Annotated in this window: 22 protein-coding genes; 13 read left to right on the forward strand and 9 right to left on the reverse strand. The window is 69.2% G+C overall.

Annotation, left to right across the window (positions count from 1 at the left end; all coding sequences use genetic code 11):
• The 3 genes from CQ040_RS20825 to CQ040_RS19400 form a co-directional block, all read left to right on the forward strand.
• On the forward strand, nucleotides 1-806 hold an 806-nt coding region (locus CQ040_RS20825), incomplete at its 5' end, for a hypothetical protein (RefSeq protein WP_181157665.1).
• Nucleotides 803-1,729, forward strand: a complete 927-nt coding sequence (locus tag CQ040_RS19395; protein WP_105528415.1) for a GNAT family N-acetyltransferase — start codon at nucleotides 803-805, stop codon at nucleotides 1,727-1,729. The genes CQ040_RS20825 and CQ040_RS19395, both read left to right, overlap by 4 nt.
• A gap of 107 nt (nucleotides 1,730-1,836) precedes the next feature.
• Entirely contained in the window at nucleotides 1,837-4,017 is a 2,181-nt protein-coding gene (locus tag CQ040_RS19400) for a peptidase C14 (protein ID WP_258131629.1), read from the forward strand.
• Nucleotides 4,018-4,363: 346 nt separating this feature from the next.
• On the opposite strand, the gene CQ040_RS19405 is transcribed toward CQ040_RS19400, so the two are convergent.
• The 3 genes from CQ040_RS19405 to CQ040_RS19415 all read right to left on the reverse strand — a co-directional run bounded on the left by CQ040_RS19405 (nucleotide 4,364) and on the right by CQ040_RS19415 (nucleotide 6,971).
• The gene (locus CQ040_RS19405) at nucleotides 4,364-5,350 is read right to left on the reverse strand and encodes a zinc-binding alcohol dehydrogenase family protein (RefSeq protein WP_181157073.1); all 987 of its coding nucleotides are present in this window, start codon (nucleotides 5,348-5,350) and stop codon (nucleotides 4,364-4,366) included.
• Nucleotides 5,351-5,470: 120 nt separating this feature from the next.
• Nucleotides 5,471-6,313, reverse strand: coding sequence for an SDR family NAD(P)-dependent oxidoreductase (locus tag CQ040_RS19410; protein WP_105528416.1), 843 nt, complete (start codon nucleotides 6,311-6,313; stop codon nucleotides 5,471-5,473).
• A gap of 7 nt (nucleotides 6,314-6,320) precedes the next feature.
• Complete coding sequence (locus CQ040_RS19415) at nucleotides 6,321-6,971, reverse strand: GntR family transcriptional regulator (RefSeq protein WP_105528417.1); 651 nt, start codon at nucleotides 6,969-6,971, stop codon at nucleotides 6,321-6,323.
• 148 nt (nucleotides 6,972-7,119) lie between these two features.
• Here CQ040_RS19415 and CQ040_RS19420 point away from each other — a divergent pair, with 148 nt between their 5' ends.
• Together CQ040_RS19420 and CQ040_RS19425 are read left to right on the forward strand one after the other, a co-directional pair.
• Complete coding sequence (locus tag CQ040_RS19420; protein WP_105528418.1) at nucleotides 7,120-8,484, forward strand: MFS transporter; 1,365 nt, start codon at nucleotides 7,120-7,122, stop codon at nucleotides 8,482-8,484.
• The gene (locus tag CQ040_RS19425) at nucleotides 8,484-10,670 is read left to right on the forward strand and encodes a peptidase C14 (protein WP_105528419.1); all 2,187 of its coding nucleotides are present in this window, start codon (nucleotides 8,484-8,486) and stop codon (nucleotides 10,668-10,670) included. Before CQ040_RS19420 ends, CQ040_RS19425 begins: the two co-directional genes overlap by 1 nt.
• A gap of 55 nt (nucleotides 10,671-10,725) precedes the next feature.
• Here CQ040_RS19425 and CQ040_RS19430 read toward each other — a convergent pair whose 3' ends face one another.
• Nucleotides 10,726-11,175: a carboxymuconolactone decarboxylase family protein gene (locus tag CQ040_RS19430; RefSeq protein WP_105528420.1), complete on the reverse strand. Its 450-nt coding sequence runs from the start codon at nucleotides 11,173-11,175 to the stop codon at nucleotides 10,726-10,728.
• Between the two features lie 196 nt (nucleotides 11,176-11,371).
• Here CQ040_RS19430 and CQ040_RS19435 point away from each other — a divergent pair, with 196 nt between their 5' ends.
• From CQ040_RS19435 to CQ040_RS19450, 4 genes are read left to right on the forward strand one after another with little or no spacing between them, the layout of a single operon-like run.
• A complete protein-coding gene (locus tag CQ040_RS19435; protein WP_258131626.1) occupies nucleotides 11,372-12,769 on the forward strand; it encodes a hypothetical protein in 1,398 nt (465 codons plus the stop codon).
• A gap of 51 nt (nucleotides 12,770-12,820) precedes the next feature.
• Nucleotides 12,821-13,591: an SDR family NAD(P)-dependent oxidoreductase gene (locus tag CQ040_RS19440; protein ID WP_105528421.1), complete on the forward strand. Its 771-nt coding sequence runs from the start codon at nucleotides 12,821-12,823 to the stop codon at nucleotides 13,589-13,591.
• The gene (locus CQ040_RS19445) at nucleotides 13,588-14,664 is read left to right on the forward strand and encodes an enolase C-terminal domain-like protein (RefSeq protein WP_105528422.1); all 1,077 of its coding nucleotides are present in this window, start codon (nucleotides 13,588-13,590) and stop codon (nucleotides 14,662-14,664) included. Before CQ040_RS19440 ends, CQ040_RS19445 begins: the two co-directional genes overlap by 4 nt.
• Before the next feature lies 1 nt (nucleotide 14,665).
• A complete protein-coding gene (locus CQ040_RS19450) occupies nucleotides 14,666-15,487 on the forward strand; it encodes an SDR family NAD(P)-dependent oxidoreductase (protein WP_105528423.1) in 822 nt (273 codons plus the stop codon).
• 97 nt (nucleotides 15,488-15,584) lie between these two features.
• Here CQ040_RS19450 and CQ040_RS19455 read toward each other — a convergent pair whose 3' ends face one another.
• A complete protein-coding gene (locus CQ040_RS19455; protein ID WP_105528424.1) occupies nucleotides 15,585-16,415 on the reverse strand; it encodes a zinc-ribbon domain-containing protein in 831 nt (276 codons plus the stop codon).
• A 101-nt stretch (nucleotides 16,416-16,516) separates the two neighbouring features.
• Between CQ040_RS19455 and dinB the strand changes: the two genes are divergently transcribed.
• Both dinB and CQ040_RS19465 read left to right on the forward strand, forming a co-directional pair.
• Nucleotides 16,517-17,713 carry a DNA polymerase IV gene (gene dinB, locus CQ040_RS19460; RefSeq protein ID WP_105528425.1) on the forward strand — a complete coding sequence of 399 codons (1,197 nt, stop codon included), beginning with the start codon at nucleotides 16,517-16,519 and terminating at the stop codon, nucleotides 17,711-17,713.
• A 237-nt stretch (nucleotides 17,714-17,950) separates the two neighbouring features.
• Complete coding sequence (locus CQ040_RS19465) at nucleotides 17,951-18,199, forward strand: hypothetical protein (RefSeq protein ID WP_258131630.1); 249 nt, start codon at nucleotides 17,951-17,953, stop codon at nucleotides 18,197-18,199.
• A gap of 126 nt (nucleotides 18,200-18,325) precedes the next feature.
• On the opposite strand, the gene CQ040_RS19470 is transcribed toward CQ040_RS19465, so the two are convergent.
• Together CQ040_RS19470 and CQ040_RS19475 are read right to left on the reverse strand one after the other, a co-directional pair.
• Nucleotides 18,326-18,691, reverse strand: coding sequence for a nuclear transport factor 2 family protein (locus CQ040_RS19470; protein ID WP_258131625.1), 366 nt, complete (start codon nucleotides 18,689-18,691; stop codon nucleotides 18,326-18,328).
• Nucleotides 18,684-19,433 carry an SDR family NAD(P)-dependent oxidoreductase gene (locus CQ040_RS19475; RefSeq protein ID WP_105528427.1) on the reverse strand — a complete coding sequence of 250 codons (750 nt, stop codon included), beginning with the start codon at nucleotides 19,431-19,433 and terminating at the stop codon, nucleotides 18,684-18,686. The genes CQ040_RS19470 and CQ040_RS19475 overlap by 8 nt, the downstream gene beginning before the upstream one ends.
• 77 nt (nucleotides 19,434-19,510) lie before the next feature.
• Between CQ040_RS19475 and CQ040_RS19480 the strand changes: the two genes are divergently transcribed.
• Together CQ040_RS19480 and CQ040_RS19485 are read left to right on the forward strand one after the other, a co-directional pair.
• Nucleotides 19,511-20,485: a C-terminal binding protein gene (locus tag CQ040_RS19480; protein WP_105528428.1), complete on the forward strand. Its 975-nt coding sequence runs from the start codon at nucleotides 19,511-19,513 to the stop codon at nucleotides 20,483-20,485.
• 13 nt (nucleotides 20,486-20,498) lie between these two features.
• The gene (locus CQ040_RS19485) at nucleotides 20,499-21,353 is read left to right on the forward strand and encodes a fumarylacetoacetate hydrolase family protein (protein WP_105528429.1); all 855 of its coding nucleotides are present in this window, start codon (nucleotides 20,499-20,501) and stop codon (nucleotides 21,351-21,353) included.
• A 217-nt stretch (nucleotides 21,354-21,570) separates the two neighbouring features.
• On the opposite strand, the gene CQ040_RS19490 is transcribed toward CQ040_RS19485, so the two are convergent.
• Nucleotides 21,571-22,419, reverse strand: a complete 849-nt coding sequence (locus CQ040_RS19490; RefSeq protein WP_105528430.1) for an SMP-30/gluconolactonase/LRE family protein — start codon at nucleotides 22,417-22,419, stop codon at nucleotides 21,571-21,573.
• Entirely contained in the window at nucleotides 22,416-23,144 is a 729-nt protein-coding gene (locus CQ040_RS19495; protein WP_105528431.1) for a spermidine synthase, read from the reverse strand. Before CQ040_RS19495 ends, CQ040_RS19490 begins: the two co-directional genes overlap by 4 nt.
• Nucleotides 23,145-23,168: the final 24 nt, after the last annotated feature.

Here is a 23,168-nt window from a genome sequence, read left to right on the forward strand (position 1 = left end):
CGCGGTTCGGCGGGGCGGCGGTGGCCTCCGTGGGCGGGCTTGGGGCGCTCCGACCCGACCTCGTCATCGCGACGCCTCGTCCGCACGAGGTCGGTCCCCTCCTCCGTACGCTCGGCGGCGGGCAGGCTCCGGTCTTCGTGAACAAGGTCATCGCGGCGACGGCCGCCCAGCTCGCCGAGGTCGACCGCGCGCTCGCGGCATCCTCCGTCCCCGTCGGCACGAGTTCCGTCCTCCGCTTCGCCCCGGCGCTCAAGGCTCTTGTCCGGGAGATCACGGTCGACGATGTCCTCGCGCTCCGCGTGCACGCGCAGCACGACAACGCGGCATTCCAGGTACCGGATCGCGCGTGGCAGGACGATCCGCAGCTCGGCGGAGGCACCGCCGTGACGGTCGGGGTGCACGCGTGGGAGATGCTCGACGTGCTGCTGCCGGGGGCTGTGCTCGTCTCGGGGTCGGGCTGGACGCGAACGCGCGACGGATCTGCCACGGCTTCGGAGGATGCCGCCGGCATCGAGGGCCTGTTGAGGGTTCCCGGTGCGGAGCGCGAGGTTCCGGTGCAGGTGCTGGTCACCGGTGTGCCGGGCGCTGATGCGTACGTCGTGGACGTGGTGACGGCCACCGGCATCCACTCGGTCGCACTCGATGCGGATGGCGATGACGCGAACGCGGCGTTGGGCTTCCGCGGCCTGATCCGTGCCCTGCTCGATGCGGCGCCGCACGGGGCGACCGTGGCTCCCTGGCACGAGGCGCAGACCGTCGTGACGAATACGATTCGTGCCGCCGAGATCGCGCGGGGCGAGGCATGAGCGACGCGATGATCCGTCAGGCACGCGCCGAGGATCAGGCTGAGATCACGGCGCTGTGGGCGACGGTGTTCACCCCTCCACTCGCGCCCGACCAGTGGCTCATCGACCCCGAACGGCTCGTGCACACGCTCGTGGCCGAAGACGAAGACGGCCTGTGCGGTTCGATCTACGGCCTCCCCAAGCGGCTGCGTGAGTCCGATGGCGTCGCCGAGGTTCATGCGATCGGCAGCGTCGCGGTCGCCGAGCGCGCCAGGGGGCACGGGCTCGCCCGTCGGCTCGTGGCTGCGACATTGCAGTCGGCGCGCGAGGCGGACTGGGCGCTGCTGTTCACGGGCACCCCTGAGGTGTATCGCTCGAGTGGCTTCGAGACCTTCTCGATGGCGCGGACTCTGACCGGGCCCTGGCATCCTCCCGTGCCGGCGGGGACAACGGATCAGGTCGTGCGCGAGACGGTCGGTCTCGGCAGCTTCCGTCCGTTGCGCGAGGTCTACGAGCGTTCGCGCGCAGGTCGAGTCGTGCTGGCGCCGGTGCGTGGCGATCGTGACACCGCGATGGCCGAGGTGCGCATGAGGGGCGCGACCCTCTATCGCCGGACCGAGGGCTCGACGGCGCTCGGCTACGCGGTCGCCGAGCGCCGAGGCGACGTCGGCATGCTGCTGGAAAGCGCCGTGCTCCCCGGCATCGAGGGAGACGCAGACGGGGTGCGCGACGACCTGCTCTCCGCGATCGCCGCGGACTGGGCATCCGCCGGGGTGACGTCGTGCGATCTCGCCGTCCCCGCTCTGCCGGAAGAAGAGCTGGCGTTGCGCCGGTTCGCGCCCGAGGCCGTGCGGCAGGACGACCGCACTGGGATGATCCGTCCGCTGCGGCGCGAGGCGCGACTGCACGGCATCCGCCACTTCACGGCGGGCGACTACTTCTGAGCACCCGCTCGGAGACAGCACTGGGGACTGGGGATCGATCGGATGATGCGGCCCGGCCGAATGACCGGACGCCTGACCGCGGCGATGACGCCGCAAGGAGGATGAGCATGACCCAGAAGATGAGCAAGGCCCCGCAGGAGATCAACCCGCAGGAGAGGAACGAGACCGCTGCTCTGCGCAGCAGGCGCATGCTGCTCGCCGGATTCGGTGCGGCGGCGATCGGCGGTGTGGTGGCCGTCAGTGCGCAAACCCCCGCGCAAGCAGCCGGTCCCAGCGCGACGCAGGGCAATTCGGGATCGTCGTCGGTGGCGAACGCAGGCACGGCGACCGCGCTCGTATCGCGCAAGGGCAAGGACGGCGACCTCGCGCGCACGACCGGCTACGCGACGGCAGGCGACGGCGGTGCGGGGCTGTACCGCTTCGTGAAGAAGGATGCTCCCGCGGCGAACGGCGGCACGGTGCTCACAGCCCCCAAGGGCGGGGCCTGGCTGCTCGTGCATGACGGGGTCGTGGACTTCCGGATGTTCGGGATCATGGATGCGAGCGTCAACGCCGACGATGCACTCGACGCCATGGTGAACGATGCGAGCATCCACCGCATCGAGGGGCACAGCCCCCTCAACTTCGTGCGTCGCCACAAGTTCTCCCGGTCGGGCATCGCGTTCGACTTCGGCGGGCACCTGATGACGACCGCGGGCATCGAGAACGCCGGCAAGGACGACCCGTTCGCGGCAGTCATGTTCTTCCGCGGCGAGGTGACCGACTCCGTGCACGAGGCGAAGCTCGGAGAGGTCGTGCCCGATCTGGGGGATGTCTTCCCGGTGGCAGACTCCTCGTTCTTCGCGGTCGGCGACTGGTACGCGGCGGAGGTGAACGCGCTGTCAGGTCGCTGGGAGCGCGAGCTGCAGCGGATGGTGCAGGTCACGCAGATCGTCGACGGCACGCACATCCGCATCAACTACAAGAACGGCTGGCCGCTGGGCAAAGACCGCACGATGACGTGGCGCCGGGTCGTTCCGGTGCAGGACGTGACGGTGTCGAACCTGAAGTTCCTCGGCACCGGCACCGACGAGTACACCGGGTCGCACCCGCTGGCCTTCGAGTACGCGGTGCGCTGCGACGTCGACCACATCGACGGCACCGGCACGTTCTGGCCGCTCATCCAGCGCCGGTGGAACACCTACTACTCAACTGTGAGCTGCACGCTGAAGAACCCGACCTCGGTCACCTGGGGTGGTGCCGGCTACCTGACGCAGCAGATCTACTGCCTCTACGGATACGTCGCCAACTGCCACACCGCGAACGCCCGGCACCTGAACGACTTCACCGCGAGCGCCTACTGCCTGGTCGAGAACTGCCACGGCGACGGCGACGACCAGGGTCCGTTCGTCACGCACGGGCAGTACGAGCACGACCTCACCTACACCGGCAACTCGGGGCTCATGACCTTCGCGAACTCCGGTGCGGCCTGGGGTTCTGCAGCCAAGCGCATCACGGTGCGCAAGCACGTGTGCTCGTGGTTCGTCGCCCGCGTGCGCATCACAGACCTCACCCTCGAAGACGTGCAGGTGATCGGCAAGCCCTCGCTCGCGGGGTCGGGGATGCTGTGGATCAACGCCGACGGCGCGCAGCTGCGCGGGTGCACGGCATCCGACACCCTCGTGATCACCCAGGCCTCCGACAACTCGGCGCGGCCGACCGTGATCGCCGACTCGCACTTCACGTTCGTCGCTCCCGGCGAGCTCACCAACGCCACGGTGAAGACCCCCGTCACGTTCGTCGACACCGTGCTCGATCGGGTCGGCGGCATGAAGATCGCGGGGGCGGGAGCGGTCACGTTCCGCGGTTCGACCCTCACGGCCGCAGACGACGCGGCGCCCATCGTGTCGTCATCGGAGCGACTGCGGTTCGAGGGGTCGACGCTCCGCAACGCGCGCATCGCGGCGGCACGGGGAGAGCGGCAGGCGGTGGAGATCGCGGGATCGGATGTCGCGATCAAGGGCGGAACCGGTGTCTCGCGGACCGGCGACGGCGAGCTGCACCTGACGCTGTCCGACAGCACCTTCCGCGCGGAGGGGGCGGCCACGCACGTCTCGGTCACGAAGGGCGCGACCCACTACCGCGCGATCGGCAACCGCTTCGAGGGCGGGGCGCTGGAGCTGGCGGATGCCGCGTTCGGCACGTCGTCCACCCTGCTGCACACCGGCAACGTCGAGTCGGGTGTGACTCGCACGGCTTTCCCTGCCGAGGCTCCTCGCGTCGTGGACACCGCGAACCTCGCGGTCTGACCCCGGCGCTTCCGCGCGCGCGTTTTCCGGGCGCGAGTGCGCTTTCGGGCGCGAGTGCACGGGATGCTGCCGAGTGCACGGCTTCTCGACGTGAGGAAGCCGTGCACTCGGCGAGAACCCGTGCACTCGGGGCCTGCGGCGGGCGGGGCGCACTGCGGCGGACTGCGGCGGACTGCGGCGCGCTTCCTGGTCGGGCGCGCTTCCGGGCGCGAGTGCACCGGATGCTGCCGAGTGCACGGCTTCTCGACGTGAGGAAGCCGTGCACTCGGCGAGGACCCGTGCACTCGGGGCCTGAGGCCGGCCGGGGCCCGCGGCTGCGGCGAGGCTCAGGTGCGACGGGGGTGGGTCAGAGGCCGGTCACGACGACGAGTTTGCCCGCGGCGGTGCCCTGCTCCATCGCGGTGTGGGCCTCGGCGATCTTGTCGAACGCGTAGACCCGGTCGATCGGCACGGTGGCGTCGCCTGCCGCGACCGCATCGAGGAAGCCCTGGAGCACGGTCGGCGGCAGGTCGGCCGCACCTCCGCCGTACGCGCTGAGGCGCACGCCGCGGGGGATGTACTCGATCGGGTAGAAGTCCTTCACGGTCCACTCGTTCGACAGCATCCCGGTGAAGCAGACGACGCCGTGCACGCGGGTCGAGCGGAGCGTGTCGGGCAGGGTCGGCGTTCCGACCAGCTCGAGGGCCGTGTCGACACCGTCGGGGAGGATCGCCCTGACCTGCGCCTGCACGTCGCCGTCGTCGATGAGCACGTGGTCGACGCCGATTGAGGTGAGGGCGTCTGCCTTGTTCGGGTTGCGTGTGGTGGAGAACACGGTCATCCCGCGCTGCTTCGCGAGCACCGCGGTCGCCATGCCGATGGAGGAGGTGCCGCCGCGGATCAGGATCGACTGGCCGGGCTGGGCGTCGAGCCCCACGGTGAGGGATCCGTGCGAGGTCTGCAGCATCTCGGGGACGGCGCCGAGGATGCTCCAGTCCAGGTCGCTCTCGAACGCGATGACCTGGGTTGCGGGAACGCAGGTGTACTCGGCGTACCCGCCGTCGTAGGTGCGACCCATGTCGCCCATCATCGCCACGACCTGCTGTCCGGGGGTGAACTCTCCGCCGGGGGCTTCGACGACCACACCAGTCGCCTCGATGCCGAGCACGCGGGGGAAGGTGACGCCGGAGGCCAACCCGAGTCGGGTGTGGAGCTCTGAGCGGTTCAGGCCGAATGCCTTGACCTGGATCAGCACCCACCCGTCGCGCGGGGTGGGGATCGGGAGTTCCCTGATCGTGAGCGACTCCGCTGGTCCCGGCTCGTCGAGGACGATCGCGCGCATCGTTTCGGTCATGAGGTGGCTCCTGCCGTCGGTGGGTCGTCGGAAAACCTGGTTACTTTCCGCGGCAAGTATATGTCGGTTCGAAGAGAGCGGGCCCGACCCTCAGGAAACTCCTCATCGCGGGGACAGCGCTCAGTGCGAAGGCAGTCCGACGAGCTCGATGCTGCGCTGCCACAGTGACTCGGCGAGATCGGCGTCGTTCACCTGCGGGTTGACCTTCGTGGTGAGCTGGCGCTCGTCGTAGTAGCCCCCGGAGAACCAGGTCTCGTCGGGGGTGCCCTCGATGAACCAGCGCAGGGTGGCTCCGCCCTTGTCCGGGCCGATGAGCATGACGTGCTTGAGCGGCGTGCGATAGAGCAGTCGCATGATGCTCGACGACTCCGCCGCGAAGTTCGTCCGCACCGTGCCGGGGTGGAAGGCGACAGCGCTCAACCCCTGGGCGTGGAACTTCGTGTGCAGGCTCTTCGCGAACAGCACGTTCGCGAGCTTCGCGTCGCCGTAGGCCTTGTTCGGACTGAAGCGGCGGGAGTTGTCGAGGTCGTCGACGTCGAGGTGGCCGAACAGGCGGTGGGCGATGCTCGAGGTGTTGATGACCGTGCCTTCGGCCTGCAACAGCTGTGGCAGCAGCAGGTTCGTGAGGAGGAACGGTGCCAGGTGGTTGACCTGCATCGTCTTCTCGAACCCGTCGACCGTCGGGGTCCGATCTCCGAAGATCCCGCCGGCGTTGTTCGCCAGAACGTGGATGCCGTCGTCGCCGACCGCATCCGTGATCTTCCCGGCCAGCTCCCGCACGTCGTCGAGGCGGGCGAAGTCGGCCGTGAACCATTCCGCTCCGGTCTCGTCGGCGACGGCGTGGGTCTTCTCGACGGACCGGCCGATCAGGATGAGGCGATGCGGCGAAGAAGCGAGCTGGCGCGCGGCCGCCGCTCCGATCCCGTCCGATGCTCCGGTGATGATGATCGTCTGCGCGGTCATGGCGTGCTCAGTCGGCCGTCGGCGTGATGCGCTTGACCGCCCTGGTCACGTGCTCGGCGATCACCGCCTGCGCCCGGTCGGGGTCTCCGCTCGCGATGGCGTCGACGATCTGCTGATGGCTGCGCACGTGTTCCTCCTGCTCTGCAGGGTCGAGTGCCGCGTTGGCAGCGTGCAGGAAGCCGGTGATGCGACCGCGCAGCTGCCCGCTCACCTCGTCGAGGAAGCGGTGCTCGGCGAGGTCGGCGAGTGTCTCGTGGAAGAGCCGGTCTTGGCGCAGCACCTCGTCGATGTCACCGGGCGCGGCATCCGACATCGCCTGGATGATCGCGCCGAGCCGGGCGGCGGACTCCTCATCCCACCGCTCCTGCACGCGGATCGCCATGAACTGCTCGAGCACGATCCGCAGACTCGAGATCTCTTCGAGGTCTTGTGCGCTCAGCTGTGCGACCCTGGCGCCGCGGCGGGGTTCGCGCGTGATGAGGCGCTCCTCGGCGAGGCGCGTGAGTGCCTCACGCACCGGGATGTGGCTGACGCCGAGCCGGTCGGCGAGTTTGCGCTCGACGAGGCGTTCGCCGGGGGCGAGCTCCCCGGAGTGGATGGCCGAGCGCAGCTCGTCTGCGACCTGTTCGGCGATGTTCTGGTCTGACACGCTGCGCATTCGGGGCCCTTCTCGATCCGCGGTGCCGTCTCGTCGAGCGGGCGCGCATTCGTTCGCTCGATGCTATGGCATTTTCCGGAAGGGTGGACACGGTGAGAGATTTGCTAGATGCTATAGCAAGCCATTCAACGATGACGAAGGAGTTGTCATGTCCGGGAACGGAATCGCCCCCGATACGCGAACGCCGGAGGAGGTCGGAGCCTCCGCCATGAAGAAGGCGATCTGGCGCCTCGGTCCGTTCCTCGGATTGCTGTACCTCGTCGCGTACATGGATCGCAACAATGCCGGCTTCGCCAAGCTCGAGATGACGGCGGCCCTGCAGATCACCGAGGCCGTCTTCGGGTTCGCGGCCGGCATCTTCTTCATCGGGTATCTGCTGTTCGAGGTTCCTAGCAACCTGTTGCTGGAGAAGTTCGGCGCCCGCAAGTGGATCGCGCGCATCATGATCTCCTGGGGCATCGTCGCGTCGTTGACGGCCTTCGTGCAGGACGGGACCCAGTTCGCGATCGCCCGGTTCGTCCTCGGCATCGCGGAGGCCGGGTTCTTTCCGGGCGTGCTCCTCTATCTCACGCTCTGGTTCCCGCGGCAGTACCGCACCCAGGTGCTCGCGGTGTTCGTACTGTCGAACCCGATCGCGAACGCGGTCGCCGCGCCGCTGTCGGGCTGGATGCTCGAGCTGCACGGCATGTGGGGCCTCGACGGGTGGCAGCTCGTCTTCCTGCTGCAGGGCATCCCTGCGGTACTCCTCGCCTTCGTCGTCTTCTTCTGGCTGCCCGATCGTCCGCAGGATGCTCGCTGGCTGGACTCGACCGAGCAGCGGTGGATCAACGACACCCTCGCCGCCGAGACCGCGGCGACCGAGCAGAAGCACGGACGTCTGCGCCTGCGCGAGGTGTTCAGCAACGGCCGTCTGTGGACCCTGATCGTGCTGTTCTTCGGAGTCGTGTTCGGAGCCTACGGTCTGGGGATGTGGCTGCCGACGATCGTGAAGAGCATGGGCGACTTCTCCAACTCGACGACCGGATGGCTCGTCGCGCTGCCGAACCTGTGCGCCGCGCTCGTCATGCTTCCGTGGGAGCGCGCTGCGAGGAAACAGGGCAACATCCCGCTGCAGATCGGCATCACGCTCAGCATCACCGCGCTCTCGCTCATCGCGGCGGTCGCCGCGCAGGGCACGCCGATTCTCGCGCTCGTCGCACTGTGCGTCGGTATGTCGGCGCTGTTCTCGACCACGCCGCTGTTCTGGAGTCTGCCGCCCATGGTGCTCACGGGTACCGCGGCGGCGGCCGGGCTCGCCTTCATCAACTCGGTGGGCAACCTCGCCGGATTCGCCGGCCCGTACGCGATCGGCTGGATCAGCGAGACCACCGGATCGGCGATCTGGGGGCTGTTGCTCATCGCCGCCCTCACGCTGCTCGGCGCGACCATCGCGTTCGTGCTGAGCCGGCGGGCCGACTTCACGGTGCCGGCCGAGGTGCTCGTGAAGGTGGACACGAAGTCCGAGGTGCGGTGATGTCCCGCCGCGATGCGGATGCGCGTGTGCATTCGACGAGTCGACGCGCGCTCATGACCGGGCTCGGCGCTGTCGCGCTCGGTGCTGCCGGCTCCCTCGCCGTTGGAGCGCCCGCACAGGCGGCTCCCGCCGCGACGGGTGCGAAGGACATCACCAGAGCCGAGTCCGTCGCGGACCTGTCTCGGCTTCGGGCGCGTGAAGGCGAGATCGCGATCGTCGCCGGCTACCGCACCCCTGGCGACGCCGGGCTGCTCGTGTATGTAGGGGTCGGTGAGGCGGATGTCGAGGCCAACGGCGGCACGGTGATCGGCGGAAAGAACCGCACCAGGTGGCTGCTGCAGCACGACGGCACCGTCGACTTCCGGGCTTTCGGCATCACGGGCCCCGAGGTCGCGGCCGATGATGCGCTCGCCGCGATGGTGAACGATCTCCGCATCAGGCGGATCGAGGCGAGCACGGATCTGCTGTTCCAGCGGCGGCATCGCTTCAGCCGCTCCCACCTCGAGATCGACTTCGGCGGTCATGTCATCACGACAGAGGGCATCGAGGCGAACACCCACGACAATCCGTTCGGTGCGGTGATGTTCTTCACCGGGGTGTCGCGTGACGTCGTCGTCGAGCACGCGTTGACGCAAGCCTGGCCGGAACTGACGGATGCGGTCGCTGTGCCCGATGCGTCGAAGTTCCCTGTCGACTCGTGGTGGGCGGTGCAGTGCGATCCGGTCCCCGGAGGTGGGGCGGATGAACGAGAGATCCAACGATTCGTCCAGGTGACGCAGCAGATCGACGGTCAGCACATCCGGGTCGACTATCTCAACGGCTGGCCGCTGGAGAAGGGGCGAAAGCTCACCTGGCGTCAGATGGATCCCGTCGCGGGAGTGCGCATCTCGAACATGCGGTTCCTCGGGGCAGGTCCCTTCGACGGGCCCACCGACGGCTCCTTCCCCGACTCGCGCGAGCTCACCGGATCGCACCCGATCGCGTTCGAGTACGCCATCCACTGTGATGTCGCCGACGTTCACGCCAGCCGCACCTGGTGGCCGGTCGTGATGCGGCGGTGGAACACCCACTTCTCGACCGAACGCTGCTCGGTCGAGAACCCTCCCACGGTGTTCTACGGCGGCGCGGGCTATCTCACGCAGCAGATCTACTGCCTCTACGGGCGGGTGAGCGACTGCACGTCATCGAACGCACGGCACCTCAACGACCTGACCGCCAGTGCGTACTGCATCGTCGAGAACTGCCACGGCGACGGCGACGATCAGGGCGGGAACCCCTTCACCACGCACGGCCAGTACGAGCACGACCTCACCTTCATCGGCTGCTCGGGGCTGATGGACATCGCCAACTCGGGTGCGCAATGGGGCACCTCGGCCAAGCGCATCACGGTGCGCGACCACGTCTGCTCCTGGTTCGTCGCCGGCACGAAGATCAGCGACCTGACACTCGAGAATGTCCGGGTGATCGGGAGATCGACCTTCGACCCGCAGGCGACCATGACGATCAACGCCGACGGGGCCCAGCTGCGCGGGTGCACCGCCGGGCTGCTGGCCATCGGGCAGCGGTCGGCTCGATCGTCGCGGCCGACGACGATCGAGGACTGCACCTTCGCGCTCCCCAAGGATCAGGTGCTCATCCAGACCCCAGTCACGGTCCCCGTCAGCTTCGTGCGCTGCACGATCACGGGAATCGACGGGATGAAGGCTCGCGGCGCGGGCGCCGTCGAGTTCGTCGACTGCCGCCTGAGCGGCCCGGCCGCCGGTGCTCCCGCCGAGCTCGGGGCGTCGAGGGTCACCCTCCGGGGCGGCACCGTGCGTGATGTTCTGCTCACCGCAACCGCCGTGCGCGACCAGGTCGTCTCGATCGAGGGGGTGGAGCTCAGCACCGAGCGCGACGAGGGTGCCATGGTGTCCAGGGCCGCCGGTGCCGGGGTCATCACCTGGCGTCTGAGCGGCCTGACCTCCACGATGGAGAAGGGCGCGGCACACCTCGACATCGGCACGGGCGTCAATCATGCACGCGTCACCGGCACCCAGTTCGTCGGAGGGCGGTTGCAGTTGGCCGGGGGATTCCCCGAGCCTTCGACGCTGCTCTACAGCGACTGCGTCGAGCGCGGGGTGGGGGCGACTCTTCCCGAGGCGGGTGCGCGAGTGCTGATCGCCGACGTGCTGAAGGTCGACGTGTAGACCACGGTGCGGTGAGAGCCCGCGTGCGGCCCGGGTGTACGAGGAGAGCGTGACCTCAGGGAGCGACCGCGTAGTGGCTCGAGATCGCCACACGGTTCCAGGCGTTGATCACGATGACCAGCCAGGAGATCGCAGAGATCTCGGACGCGGTGAGGACGGCGTCGACATCCACCGTGCGATGCGCGTCGGTGGCATCGTGCGAGATGTTCGTGAGCCGTTCGGCGAGGACGAGCGCGGCCTTCTCCTTCTCGCTGAAGTACTGCGACTCCCACCAGGCGGCGACGAGTGCGAGTCGGTCGGCGGACTCGCCATGGGCGATCGCGTCGCGCGAATGCATGCGCAGGCAGAACGCGCACCCGTTGAGCTGCGATGCCCTGATCTTGACGAGTTCGATGAGGAGTGGGTCCAACCCGGCGGCGGCAGCCTCGGTGTGCGCCTTCTCATCGAGCGCGGAGAGGCTCTGGTACGTGGCCGGGTTGAGCTTGCCGAGATTGACGTGTGCCATGGGTCTTGGCCTTCCAGGTCGAGAGGAGCACGCCCGGTGCGGCGGTCCAGGTGCCCAGGATTCGACATCGCACCCGTTGGGTGGACGATCGTCCGGGGAGCAGTACGTTCGACCCTATCGGGGTACTTCGCTCGCGTGGCGGCGGCCACCGGACTACGCTTGCTATAGCAAATCTTCCGGATGTCGAGGAGTCGATGTGGTCAGTGGGAATCGAGTGTCGTCGATCATGTTCGGTGACCGCATCCGCGTCCCTCGCACACGGGCGCGCATCGGCGTCGCTCGCCGCGACATCACCCCGCCCGTCGGCATCCGCGCCAAGAACTGGGGCCCGGCCGACTGGGAACGCTCGGAGGGCGCGCATCGTCCGTTCGAGCTGACCGCGCTGGCCGTGATCGCCGACGACGAGCGCCCACGCGTGCTGCTCGCGGTGGACGGCACGTGGTGGCGTCGCGTCGCTGATGAGCAGGGCGTGCGTGGGGCGATCCTCGACGGTCTCGGGCTCGAACCCGACCAGCTGATGCTCTCGCTCTCGCACACGCACGCGGGTGCGGTGCTCTGCGCAGCCGACGCGCACCTGCCGGGCGGCGAGCTGATCCCCGGCTACCTCGAGGCGCTCGCCGACGCAGGTGTCGCGGCCGGGCGCGAGGCTCTCGAGGGCGCGGTCCCCGGACTCATCGAGTGGACCACCGGGCGCTGCACCCTGGCCGCCGACCGCGAACTCGACGTCGATGGCCGCGCGCTGGTGGGGTACAACCCCGCGGGGACGGCCGACGACACGGTGACGATCGGGCGCCTCAGTGTCGACGGCACCGTGCGCGGCACTCTCGTCAACTACGCGTGCCACCCGACGACGCTCGCCTGGCAGAGCCGAGAGGTGTCGCCCGACTACGTCGGCGCGATGCGCGAGATCGTCGAGACCGCCACGGGGGCACCGTGCCTGTTCGTGCAGGGAGCATCGGGCGAGCTGGCTCCGCGCGAGCAGTACACCGGCGATGTCGGGGTGGCCGACCGGCATGGACGGTCGCTCGGTCACGCCGTGCTCGCTGCCCTCGACGCGCTGCCCGCGCCGGGGGAGGAACTGACGCTCGACGGCGTCGTGGAATCCGGTGCCCCGCTCGCGGTCTGGACCGGGCGGGCAGGTGCCGGTGGAGGGGGAGCGGCCGGTTCGGTGTCGAGCGTCGAACTGCCGCTGCGTGACCTGCCGACGCTCGACGACCTCGCCGAGGAGTGGAAGGACATCGACCCGCGCTCGCGCGAGGAACGGCTCGGCCGCGCCCGCAACCTGCGCGACGGATACATCGACGGTCCGACCGTGCAGCATCCGGTCTGGGCCTGGCGTCTGGGCGATGCCGTGATCGTCGGGCACCCGGGTGAGGCGTATTCGCGGTTGCAGACGACGCTGCGGGCGCGGTTCCCTGAGTTGCCGATCGTGGTGATGAACCTCACGAACGGTCCGGGCTTCGTGTACCTGCCGACCCGCGATGCGTATGACCGGGGTGCGTACCAGGCGTGGCAGACGCCGTTGGCGCCCGGCGCGCTCGAACTGCTCGAGGAGCATGTCGTCGGGGTCATCGCTGCGCTGCTGGAGCGCTGACCGCACCTCCCACTACACTTGCTATAGCAAATCTCGACCCTGAGGAGAGCAATGACCGCCCCCACCCCCGTCGGCCCCATCGCCATCGTCACCGGAGGATCCGCCGGCATCGGCTGGGAGATCGGACAGCGCCTCGCCGCGGACGGACACCTCGTGGTCGCCGCCGATCGGGTGCCAGGGCTCACCGCGCAGGACAACCCCGCCGGCATCCTGTGGCGCGAGCTCGACGTGACCGACCACGCGGGCGTCGACCGGGTGTTCGGCGAGATCGAGGCTGAGCTCGGACCGATCGAGGTGCTCGTCAACAACGCCGGCATCCAGCGCCACCGCGGTATCGAAGACCTCAGCTGGGACGAATGGTCGGCCGTGGTCGACGTCAACCTGCACGGTGTCTTCTCGGCGCTGCAGGCTGCGGGCAAGCGGATGCTGGAGCGCGGTGAGGGGCGCATCGTCAACATCTCCTCCATCTCGTCACGCGGCTCGGCCGGTCGCGCGCCCTACGCCACGACCAAGGCTGCGGTGATCGGCCTGACCTCGACCGCGGGCGCCGAGTGGGCATCGCGAGGGGTGCGGGTGAACGCGGTCGCGCCCGGCTACGTCGACACCGGTGTCTTCCGCCAGGGGGTCGAGGCTGGCACGCTCAGCCTCGACACGATCCTGTCGCGCATCCCCGCGAAGCGCCTGGCCGAGGCGAGTGAGATCGCCGCCGCGGTCAGCTTCCTCGTCTCCGACCAGTCGGGCTACATGAACGGTCAGACGCTCTACGTCGACGGCGGCTTCATGGTCGACTACGGCGTGCCGCTGGCGAAGAAGCCCGAATGACGACGATCACCCGCATCGACACGGCCACGGCCGTGCTGCCGCTCCCAGCGCCGCTGCAGCTGGGCGCGATGACGGTGACCCGTCGCGAGTACAGCGCGGTGCAGGTGACCGCCGACGACGGCACGACCGGCATCGCCTACTGCCTCTCGCGGGAAGCGCCGATGGTCGAGATCGTCGACCGCCTCGTCGCGGCGCACGCGGTGAGTGCGGATGCCGACGACCCCGCAGCGACCTGGGAGCGGATGCTGCGCGGCAGTGCCATCGTCGGTCGGGTGGGCTTGGTTCGGCGCGCGATCGGTCTGGTCGACATCGCGTTGTGGGATATCGCTGCGCGGCGTGCGGGCGTGCCGTTATGGAAGATGCTCGGAACGGGCGATGCCCCGCGCGACTCGATGCTGGTCGCCGCGTATCCGTCGGCGGAGCGGTCTCCGCGCGAGGTGGCTGACGAGGTCCTGGCCCAAGCCGGGGGCTGGACGAACGTGAAGATCTCGCGGTCTCCCGATCCGGCATACATGCGGGAGCTCATCGCGATCCTGAACCTCGAGCTCCCGGCCGCGACCGGGCTCGTCGTCGACGTCGGCTTCGGCTGGCCCGATGCCGACACCGCGTTGACCGAGATCGCGCAGTGGGGCGACCCGCGGCTCACCTGGCTCGAAGACCCGCTGCTCCCCGAAGACGCCGAGGGTGTCGCGCGCATCCGCCGGGAGTCGGGGCTCCCGGTCGCCGTCGGCGACGAGGTCACCGACCCTGCCGTGCTGAAGGCGCTGGTCGAGGTGGGCGGTGTCGAGGCGCTGCGGATCGACGTCGTCGCGATCGGAGGGGTGACCCCCGCGCGCGAGATGATCGCGTGGGCGGCCGAGCGCGGGGTGCCCGTCTCCGGGCACGTCTATCCTGAGGTCACCGCGCACCTGGGCATCGGCGTGGAAACGTTCGCCCGCGGCATCAACCCGTACGACCCGGCGCCTTCGTTCATCTTGGGCGGCCCATCGTTCGAAGGCCGGGTGCGACCGACGGATGCTGTGGGCCTCGGCTTCACGCTCGATCCGACGGTCTTCCGATTCGAGAGGGACTGAGATGACAGAATCCCCGCACAGTGCCGTTGCTCGCAGTGTCGTCGCCCGCAGTGTCGTCGTGACCGGCAGTGGCAAGGGCATCGGCCGCGCGATCGCCGAACGCCTCACAGTCGACGGCTGGATCGTGGTCGGGCTCGAGCGTTCGCCGGGATCCGGCACGGTCGAAGACGGCATCGTGGCCGAGGTCGTGCTCGGAGACGCCGCCGATCGCGCGGCGCACGAGCGTGCCGCAGCGGCCGCCCGCGACAGGGCACCCCTTGCCGGCTGGGTGAACAACGCCGGCATCACCAAGCGCACCCCGCTGCACGACCTCGACGAAGCCACCGTGCGCGAGGTCCTCGACATCAACGGCTTCGGCTACATCTGGGGCTGCTCGACCGCGGTCTCGGCGTTCGTCGACCAGGGTGTCGCCGGCGCGATCGTCAACATCGGCTCGATCCACGGACGCTCCAGCTTCACCGACCACGCCGCTTACGAGTTCACCAAGGGCGGCATCGACGCCCTCACCCGCAGCGTGGCGGTGACGTATGGCGGTCTCGGCATACGTGCCAACACCGTCGCGCCGGGAGGGGTGCGCACTCCGCACCTCGAAGCGCAGATCGCGGCGTCGGCCGACCCCGCCGCCGAGGAGCGTGCGCTCGCGGAGGGGCCACCCATGGGCCGTATCGCCCGCGCCGAAGAGGTGGCCGCGCTGGTGGCGTTCCTCCTCTCGGACGAGACCCCGTACCTGTCGGGGCAGTCGATCGCGGTCGACGGGGCGTGGACGGCATCCTTCGGCGACATCGCCATCGACCCGGCCCTGCGGGAGCGTTTCGGGGGCTGAGGTGCGCTTCGGCTCGGGAGGAGAACCCCGTCTCGGGCGGAACCTCGACGCAGGGTCCTCCTCCCGACGCAGAGTCCTCCGCCCATGGCGGTGCGCGTCAGCGCAGATACGCATCCACGAGCAATGCCCCGCGGATAGCCCGCAGCTCGTCGATGATGCGGGCGACACTCTTCGCGCCCACCGAAGACAGCGCCAGGTCGTGCGGACCGAGGGGTTCGAGCTTCCCGGTGCGGATCCGGATCACCTCCCACCCCGCGGCGCGGAGAGCCCGGTCTTTGCGCAGATCCCCGTCTTGCCGCTTGCCGACGTGCTCCAGGCCGTGACGTCCGACGGTGTCGTACTCGAGCGCGACGCGCAGCTCCGCGAACACGATGTCGGGCCAGACCTCGGTGTGGCGGAAGAACGGGCGCGAGACCTTCACCGCGTTCATGGCCGTGTCGAACTCGATCACCGTCCCGAGCTCCGCGCGTAGACGCCCCTCTGCCGCGGATGCCGGGCGCGGTGCGCACTCGCTCACGAACGCGGTCCCGGCGGGCAGGTCAGGGGTCTTCGCGCAGAGTGCCGGTGCGGGGCGACGGGGCTTTCGAGGAAGCGCGCGAGCTTCGCCGAGCACGACCGGCTGCGGACGAGCGAGCGCTGAGCACTCGGGGCACCATGCGGAGCGACGTCGCACCTGTCCCGGACGCTCGCGCTGCTCAGTCGGGGTGGCGGCGAACCGATGCCCGACCGCGCATTCCCAGCAGAGGAGCACGTCGGCGGCGAGCGGGATCTGCGACAGGGCGATGCCGTGGTTCAGCTCCGGGTGGTACTGCCGAATCAGTTCCGGATATGCCGCCCACCCGGCGCGGTAGGTGCCGCGGTCATACGGAACCGCGCGACCGCGGGAGAACTGCCGTCGCGCCCACCACTTCATCACCGGTTCCGGCACGCGCCGACGATATCCCCGAGCACGGACACCGCGTCGCCGCCCTGCCGCCCCTGCTGGTGTCCCCGGTCCGTGCGACGATCCGCGTATCGACGGGAGAGCGGATGCGTGGGGAAGCGACGGTGCTGCACGCCGATCTCGACGCGTTCTACGCGTCGGTCGAGCAGCGCGATGCGCCGGAACTGCGTGGTCGACCGGTCATCGTGGGCGGTGGGGTCGTGTTGGCGGCGAGCTACGAGGCGAAGGCCCGGGGCGTGCGCACCGCAATGGGAGGCCGGCAGGCGCGGGAGCTCTGCCCGGATGCCGTCGTCGTCCCGCCGCGCATGGAGGCGTACTCCGCCGCCAGCAAAGACGTGTTCGCGATCTTCCGCGACACCACCCCGCTGGTCGAGGGGCTCTCGATCGACGAGGCGTTCCTCGAGGTCGGAGGACTGAGGCGGATCGCCGGGACCCCTGAGCAGATCGCGGCACGACTGCGCGAACGCGTGCGTGCGGAGGCAGGACTCGCGATATCGGTCGGCGTTGCCCGCACGAAGTTCCTCGCGAAGGTCGCCAGTGCCGTGAGCAAACCCGATGGCCTGCTGGTCGTGGAACCCGAGCGCGAGGAGGAGTTCCTGCTCCCTCTTCCGGTGGAGCGCCTGTGGGGCGTGGGCGCGGTGACGGCGGAGAAGCTGCACCGCTACGGCATCCGCACTGTCGGAGAGCTCGCTGAGCTGGAGGCCGCCACCGCCGAGCGGATGCTGGGCAAGGCGACGGGCGCCCACGTGCACGCGCTCGCTCGCCTGCGGGATCCGCGTCCGGTCGACACCACGCGCCGCCGCGGGTCGATCGGGTCGCAGCGTGCCCTCGGCAGCCGTCCCCGATCGGCCGAAGAGCTCGATCTCATCCTCACGCAGATCGTCGATCGGCTCGGGCGGCGCCTCCGTGATGGCGACCGCGTCTGTCGCACCGTCGTGCTGCGGCTGCGCTTCGGCGACTTCTCGAAGGCCACCCGCTCCCGCTCGCTCCGCGCGCCGACCGACCGCACCGCCGTGCTGCTGACCCTCGCACGCACGCTGCTCGCCGCGGCGCAGACCGAGATCGCCGACCGCGGCATCACCCTGATCGGCATCTCGCTGTCGCAGCTCGACCGCGCCGACCGCGTACAGCCTGAGCTGCCGATCGACTGGGGCGACGAAGCGCGCCTCGACACGGTACTCGACACCCTGCGCGACCGCTACGGTGCGACTTCAGTCTCGCGGGCGGCGCAGCTCGGCCGTGACCCCGGGTGGTCTTCGCCCATTCTGCCCGAACACGAGTGAACCGCACCTCGTGGGGAGGAGTACTCCCCGTCGGGAGGACTTTCTCCCCGGGAGGCTCCTCCCGACAGGGAGATCTCCCCCTGAGGCTCAGGGGCCGAGCATCGGCGGCACCCATGCCGGCGGTAGTGTGATCGCTGTCCAGCGCGCCCCCGTCCAGCAAGGAAGGACCGAAGGAGCTCCCTCAAAGGCTTGGGCCTGTTGCTGCTCCTCCTCGTCCGAGGGTGCGCGCTCTGGGTGATGTTCCCTTTCGCGTTCCTCGCCTGGCTCCTCGTGCATTCTTGGGCGCAGAGGGCATCGCTCCGCCAGGTGCTCTGCTGGTACCACGCGCAATTGCTCCTGCTGCTGGTGAACGGACCGTTCCGACGTCTCTTCCCCTCAGACGAACGACCGCGGTTCCGAGACGTGCCGAACATGAGTGCGGTCGAACCTCACAAGATCAAGCTCATAGGCATGGACATGATCGCGCTGGCCGAGGTGGCCGGGTAGCGGACGTGCGCGGTCGCTGACCCGCACCTCGTGGGGAGGAGTACTCCCCGTCGGGAGGACTTTCTCCCCGGGAGGCTCCTCCCGACAGGGAGATCTCCTCCCGAGAAACCGCGCCCCGCCCGGCCCTCAGGCCTTGAGCATCGACGCCCGTGCGATCAGTCCGTCGACCACGTCGAAGGTCGCGATGGTCTCGGTGGCGACACCCGCGTTGATGACCTGCTCCTGCGCGACGACCCATCGGGTGCCGAACGGCACGCTCGTCTCGATCACGCACGAGAGCTCGGGGTTCTGCAGTCGTGGCTCGTAGAACGCGCGGATCGCAGTCGAACCGACCACGGGCTCGGCAGCGACCCCGGTGATCACGGCATCTTCGGCGTAGGTCGCGACGAACGCGTCGAGGTCGTGGGCGTTGAACGCGTCGAGCTGAGCCTGCACGGTATCGAGGGCAGAACGATCCAGGGCAGAACGATCCAGGGCGGTGCGGTCAGTCAATGCGAACTCCTCCGTTGACGTCGTAGGTGGCGCCGGTGATGAAGCGGGCACGCTCCGAGGCGAGCGAGGCGATGATCCAGGCGACGTCTTCCGGCTGCCCGAATGCGCCGAGCGGGATTCCGGCTTCGAGCTTCTCGCGTCCCGCGCCCTGCAGCTGGTCGGTGATCGCGCTCGCGACCGGACCGGGGGTGACGGCGTTCACGCGGATGCCCTCTACAGCCAGGTGCCGGGCGAAGCTGCGCGTGATCGCGAGGATCGCTCCCTTGCTGGCGGCGTAGTGGATGCCGGTCTGCAGCGCGCCGACCTGACCGGCGATCGAGGCGATGTTGATGACCGAGCGGTCGCCGTCCGCGGCCCGGAGCAGCGGGAGGGCGCCGCGGGTGAGGAAGAACGTGCCGCGCGCGTTGGTCTCCAGGACCATGTCCCACTCGTCGAAGTCGATGTCGTCGTACGGCGTGTACGGGCAGACGCCGCCGTTGTTGACGAGCACGTGCAGTGAGCCCCACGTGGCCGTGATCTCGTCGACCAGCGCGTCGATCGATTCGCGCTCACGCAGGTCGAGGCGCGAGACGTGCACATCGGGCGACCCTGCGGCGCGGCATTCCTCGGCGATGCGGAGGGCTTCGGCATCCCGCCCGGCATACGTGATCCAGAGGGCGGCACCCTCGCGGGCGAGTTCGAGGGCGGCGGCGGTTCCGATACCGGAACTGGCCCCCGTGATCAGTGCGCGGCGAGCAGTCATGAATTCGATGCTATAGCAAACCATGGAACAAAAGCAGTGCCGTGCATTGGCTTGCTAGATGCTATAGCATCGCATCCATGACTGCCCCGTTCATCCTCGTCAGCGACTGCGACCTGCCAGGAACCGTCATCGAAGACACCCTCCGCCAGGCGGGGCTGGGTGCCGAGCGCGCCGCATCCGGAAGCATCGATGACATCGCCGCTCGCGGTGCAGACGCCGAAGGTCTGGTGGTCCAGTGGGCGCAGATCACCGGCGAGGTGATGGACCGGATGCCGAACCTCCGCATCATCAGCCGCGTCGGCATCGGGTACGACATGGTCGATGTCGAGGCGGCGACTGCCCGCGGCATCGCCGTCGCGAACACCCCGAGCTACTGCATCGAAGAGGTCGCCGCGCACACGATCGCGATGATCATGACCCAGGCCCGCGGGCTCCCCGCCTACGACCGCGCGGTGCGGGCCGGCACCTGGAAGGCCGTCGACGCCCGCCCGCTCGCCGTGCGGCCCTCGGCCACGACCGTCTCGGTGCTCGGATTCGGGCGCATCGGTTCGATGGTCGCCCGCGGCTGCCGTGCGCTGGGTTTCCGCGTGCTCGTCGCCGACCCCTACGCGTCCGTCGATGCGGTGCGCGAGGCCGGGTGCGAGCTCGTCGAGATTCCGGATGCCGTGGCGCAGGCCGACATCCTGACCCTGCACGTGCCGCTCACCGACGAGACCCGGCACCTGATCGATGCCACCGCTCTCGCGACGATGAAGCAGGGTGCTGTCGTCGTGAACACCTGCCGTGGTCCGCTCATCGACGAGGAGGCGCTTGCGGCCTCGCTGCGCTCCGGACACCTGGGCGCTGCCGCGCTCGACGTGTTCGCGGGCGAGCCGCTGGCCGTCGACTCTCCGCTGCGCGATCTCGAACAGGTGCTGCTCACCCCGCACGCCGCCTGGTACTCGCCCGAGGCGCTGGCCGATCTCCCCGTGCACGCGGCCGAGAACATCATCCGGTACCTCGCCGGCGAGCCCGTGCCGATCGTCAACCCGACCTACGCCGCCGCGCGCTGACCGAAGGAACATCATGGAACTGCTGCGACTCGGCCCCGTCGGCGACGAGCGCCCCTTCGTCCGTGACGAGGGCGTCGTGTACGACCTCGCGCCCCTCACCGCCGAGATCGACGGCGCCTTCCTCGCCGCAGGCGGCATCGCCCGGGTGCGCGATGCTCTGGCCCGCGGCGAACTCGCCGCCGTCGACGTCGAAGGACTGCGCGTCGGCGCCCCGATCGCCCGCCCGACCGCGGTGGTCTGCATCGGACAGAACTACGCAGCTCACGCGGCCGAGTCCGGATCCGAGCCGCCCGAGCATCCGGTGATCTTCTTCAAGCACCCCAACACCGTGGTCGGCCCGAACGACGTCGTGCTGCTGCCGCCCGGGGCGGAGAAGGTCGACTGGGAGGTCGAGCTGGCGATCGTGATCGGTAAGACCGCCCGCTACCTGTCGTCGCCGGAAGCTGCGCGCGAAGTCATCGCCGGCTACACGATCTCGAACGACGTCTCCGAGCGTGCGTATCAGCTCGGCGTGTCGGGCGGACAATGGTCGAAGGGCAAGTGCTCCGAGACGTTCAACCCGCTCGGCCCCGCGCTCGTGCCCGCGGACGAGGTCGACCCGCAGGCGCTGCGACTGCGGTCGTTCGTGAACGGCGAACCGCGGCAGGACTCCTCCACGGCCGACATGATCTTCCCGGTGCTGCAGATCGTGCACGAGCTGAGCCAGTATCTGGTGCTCGAGCCCGGCGACGTGATCAACACCGGTACCCCGCAGGGGGTCGCGCTGTCGGGCCGCTTCCCGTATCTGCAGGACGGCGACGAGATGACGATCGAGATCGACGGCCTCGGACGCCAGCATCAGCGCACCGAGCGGGTGCACCTCGGCTGAGTCCGACTCCCACCCGGCGGCCTGTGTCCGGGGCACGGTTCCTTTTGCTGAGTGCACCGTGCCTCGGGCAGAGGCCGTCGGGTGGTCGTGGCTCCCGCGGCTCGTGGGTGCGCTGACGTCAGGCGATCCTGCCGGTTCAGGCGACCGCGCCTGAGATCGGCCTGTTCTCGCACATCGGCCTGAATCCGCGAGCGTGACTAGGGCCAGGGGCGGATACTCAGCCGGCGAAGGCCGTGACAGGGATCCCGTGCACTCCCGGTCGCACGGCGAACAGCGAACCCGCCTGGGTGCCGTGGTCGGCGGGCAACCCCTGCGCCGAAGTCGTGATGTAGAGCGTGCCGAGGTCGTCGTCACCGAACGTGCAGGCGCTCACCTGCGGCACCGGCAGTTCGATCGTCGCGACGAGAGTGCCGGATGCGTCGTAGCCGTGCACTGCGCTGCCACCCCACAGCGCCACCCAGACGCTGCCGTCGGCGGCCACCGTGAGCCCGTCCGGCGAACCCTGCTCCTCGGGGATCACGACGAATGCGCGGCGTCCGCGAAGTTCGCCCTCGCTCACATCGAACACGTCGATGCGGTGGGACGCGGTGTCGACGTAGTAGGCGCGGCGGCCGTCGGGCGAGAAGCCGATGCCGTTCGAGATCGTCGCGCGGGGCAGCACGGTCGTGACGCTCAGGTCGCCATCGACGCGCAGCACGCTTCCGGCATCCGGGGCCGCGTCGTAGGCCATGGAACCTGCGAGCAGGCGGCCGCGAGGGTCGCAGCATCCGTCGTTCATGCGCACCTGCGGATCGGTGCCCAGCGAGGCCACGGCCCGCGCCTCGCCGTCGACATCGTCGGCCAGATACAGGGTGCGAGCGCCGACGGCCACCAGCCCGCCACCGGAGCGGGGCCGGGCGAAGGCCAGGTACTCATCGTCGATGTGCTGACGGGTCACGCCATCGGCGCGCAGCGTGAGCAGGTCGCCGGCCCCTCCGTCGACCCAGCGCAGCCCGCCCCAGCCCGGCCACCAGACGGGGCCTTCGGCGTGATGGGCGACAGGACCGGTGACGTTCTCGGGGGTCATGCGTCCTCTCCGGCGTTCGCACCGCGACTCCGCGCCACGTACACGGTGTTCGACGACATCCCACCTGTGACGGCATTCTCGAAGTCGACGACATGGGCGACGGCGTCGTCGAACACGGCGTTCAGCTCGACCATGAACTCCTGGTCGGGCGGGTCATCCGACCACAGGGCGAAGACGCCGTCGGTGGTCAGGTGAGCGTCGAGCGCACGCAGACCGGCTGCGTCGTACAGGTCGGCGTGCGTCGGGTCGAGCTGGTGGCGCGGCGAGTGGTCGACATCCAGGAGGATGGCCGAGTACCCGCGGTGTCCCTCTGCGGGCGCTGACCGCATGACGGCGAAGAAGTCGTCTTCGACCAGACTCGTGCGAGCGTCATCGACGAGTTCCGCCGACACGGGCAGCAGCTTGCGCTCGTGCCAGCCGATCACCGCGCCGAGTCGATCGATCACCGTGAGTGAGCTCACCCGCGGGTCGCGCAGTGCGGCGACGGCGGTGTATCCGAGTCCGAGTCCGCCAACAAGAACCGAGAGGTCGTCGCCGTCGACCGCGGCCAGGCCCAGATTCGCGAGCTCTTCCTCCGCCACGGTGAACAGGCTCGACATGAGGTACTCGTCGCCGAGCTTGACCTCGTAGATCTCCTGGCCCACCGCCGGCTCCGTGCGCCTGCGCAGGGTGAGGTCACCGATCGGGGTGGTCTGCCAGTCGAGTTCTTCGAACCGAGTGATCACTGAAGCATGCCTCCGTCATTGTTC

The sequence above is a fragment of the Microbacterium sp. MYb54 genome, assembly GCF_002979515.1.
GTDB lineage: Bacteria > Actinomycetota > Actinomycetes > Actinomycetales > Microbacteriaceae > Microbacterium.